The sequence below is a fragment of the Moorena sp. SIO4A1 genome (genome assembly GCF_010672065.1).
GTDB lineage: Bacteria > Cyanobacteriota > Cyanobacteriia > Cyanobacteriales > Coleofasciculaceae > Moorena.
Map to the genome: position 1 here is coordinate 1 of NZ_JAAHHX010000332.1, position 2,232 is coordinate 2,232.

The following is a 2,232-nucleotide window of genomic DNA, read 5'->3' on the forward strand; positions in this document are numbered from 1 at the left end:
CTGTTATTTAACTTATTAGGTAAACATAGTATTTATATAAAAAGGGAACAGGGAACAGGGAACAGGGAACAGTAGTAAAGAGCTCTTTTTTTTAAATTATGAACAATTAGCAAGATTGTTCAGGTTCTCTTGATAACTATTAAAATCAGGAAAATCGTTACTTTTTATTGGTTATTTGGTACTTGACAATTTTAAATTTACGAACTCCTTTCAATGATAAGTATTCAAGCAGAGATGATAAGCTGATGTGCATTTAAATTGGTTATTCCCCGTTCCCTGTTCCCTATTCCCTGTTCCCTTTGAACAATAATGGTATCCCAATCTAAATGCTGAACAGCTTATGACATCATGCCTACAAATTGGTGGCAGGGGTGAGAGTTGCACTCACTGATTTCCAGGTTATGGGCCTGGCGAGCCTACTGTTGCTCCATCCCTGCGATACCCCTGACTGGATTTGAACCAGTAACACCTAGGTTCTAAGCCTAGAGCCTCTGCCAATTGGGCTACAGGGGTTTGGATCCGAGGGGCAGAATTTCCGCTTATGACCAATTCACTGTTGGTCAACTGGACTAAACCAAACTGCGCCACATCTGGATAATTGCTACTCCCGACAGGATTTGAACAAAAATGAGCGACGCATTCCCCCACCACGAGAACGCAGGTGGGGTTCAAGGAGCGGCAAATTGCGATATAATTTATCTATCTTGAGCGGTACGGCAAAGGGCAGAACAAGATTCTGAGCAACCTGGAGGCACGACCTCTTAACGAAAGGAAAATCAAGCCTGTAAATCCTTTGTAGTCGGTTTATACACGTCAGACTCTAGGTAAAAGTTCCTAAACATAAGCCCTATAGCGGAAACGACTTGGGGGAACAATCCAGCAAAAGTCCTGGTTGTTCGGCGAGAATGCCGCCTGTCGCGAGGGATAAGTGCCCTTGTAATCAAGACGGATACCCACACCTCGCTTAGCAGGTGGGGGAAGCATTCATCCTGCAAGACACTCGTTCTGGGGGAGTGATGTCTACCAATTCCATCACAGGGGTAAAGTCGGGGTGACAGGATTTGAACCTGCGACATCTTGCTCCCAAAGCAAGCGCGCTACCAAACTGCGCCACACCCCGTTAGTACTCCTGGTGGGAGTCGAACCCACAACTGACCGTTTTTAAAACGGTCGCCTCTGCCAATTGGGCTACAGGAGCATAATTTGATACCAAGTTGCTATCAAAAGTCATTTGGGTTGAAGGTTAAAGGTTGTTTGGTTGTTCGCGTAGCGTGGCCTATTGGCCAAGGTTGTTCGCCTTTGGCGTCCGAAGTAGCCTAGGTTGTTTGGTTGAAGCTTACAACCGGTTAACCTACCCTACGGGAACGCCAAAGGCGAACAACCGATTAACCTTTAACCGGTTAACCTTCAACCAGTTAACTTTCAACCGGTTAACCTACCCTACGGGAACGCCAAAGGCGAACAACCGGTTAACCTTCAACCGGTTAACCTACCCTACGGGAACGCCAAAGGCGAACAACCGGTTAACTTTCAACAATAGAATGCCGGAGTTGGACTCGAACCAACCTGCTACGGAAAACTTACACAACACGGCTCAAACCGTATTAAAGTTCCCTTCCTGCTTTCTTCCAGATAACTGGGATTGCGTGGGGTGTCGGCACTTCCCACTAACACAGGCTCAAACCAGGTAGCCCCCGGCGTATCGTTCTAAATTACGACTTGCGTTCAAATCGCGATCAGCGGTGTAACCGCAAGCCTCACAATTAAAAACTCGTTCTTTCAGTGGCATTTCTTGAATGTGACCACAGCTTGAACAGGTTTTAGTTGATGGATAGAACCTATCTGCAAATACCAGTTGGCACCCGTACCACTCGGATTTATATTCGAGTTGACGACGAATCTCATAGAATGCCGAATCAGCGATCGCACCCGCTAGCTTGTGGTTTTTCAACAGACCGGAAACATTTAAATCTTCTAATCCAATGACTGCGTGGTTTTTGCAAAGCCAAGAGGTAAGTTTGTGGATTGTATCTTTGCGGATGTTAACAATGCTTTGATGAGCTAACGCAAGCTTTAGCTTGGTTTTATTTCTGTTAGCAGAACCTAGTTTTCTTCTAGAAAGTTCTCGTTGAAGTCTAGCCAGTTTTTTCTGGGCTTGTTTATAAGCCCTGGGATTAGGAAACACAGTTCCATACGAGCAAGTAGCCAGAACTTTAACTCCAACATCAACAA

General features: G+C 45.4%; 2 protein-coding genes and 4 tRNA genes. 1 reads left to right on the top strand and 5 read right to left on the bottom strand.

The window, feature by feature from the left end; genetic code table 11:
- Positions 1-360 precede the first annotated feature (360 nt).
- The 4 genes from F6K53_RS37875 to F6K53_RS37890 form a co-directional block, all read right to left on the bottom strand.
- Positions 361-437, bottom strand: a tRNA-Met gene (locus F6K53_RS37875).
- A 2-nt stretch (positions 438-439) separates the two neighbouring features.
- Positions 440-513 (bottom strand) — tRNA-Leu (locus F6K53_RS37880).
- A 533-nt stretch (positions 514-1,046) separates the two neighbouring features.
- Positions 1,047-1,120: transfer RNA gene (locus F6K53_RS37885), tRNA-Pro, on the bottom strand.
- 4 nt (positions 1,121-1,124) lie between these two features.
- Positions 1,125-1,198 (bottom strand) — tRNA-Leu (locus F6K53_RS37890).
- Positions 1,199-1,271: 73 nt separating this feature from the next.
- Here F6K53_RS37890 and F6K53_RS37895 point away from each other — a divergent pair.
- Complete coding sequence (locus F6K53_RS37895) at positions 1,272-1,691, top strand: hypothetical protein (RefSeq protein ID WP_293084858.1); 420 nt, start codon at positions 1,272-1,274, stop codon at positions 1,689-1,691.
- Here the strand turns inward: F6K53_RS37895 and F6K53_RS37900 are convergent.
- A partial coding sequence (locus F6K53_RS37900) for an RNA-guided endonuclease TnpB family protein (RefSeq protein WP_293084861.1) occupies positions 1,679-2,232 on the bottom strand: 554 nt, incomplete at its 5' end. The two genes, F6K53_RS37895 and F6K53_RS37900, sit on opposite strands and share 13 nt — an antisense overlap.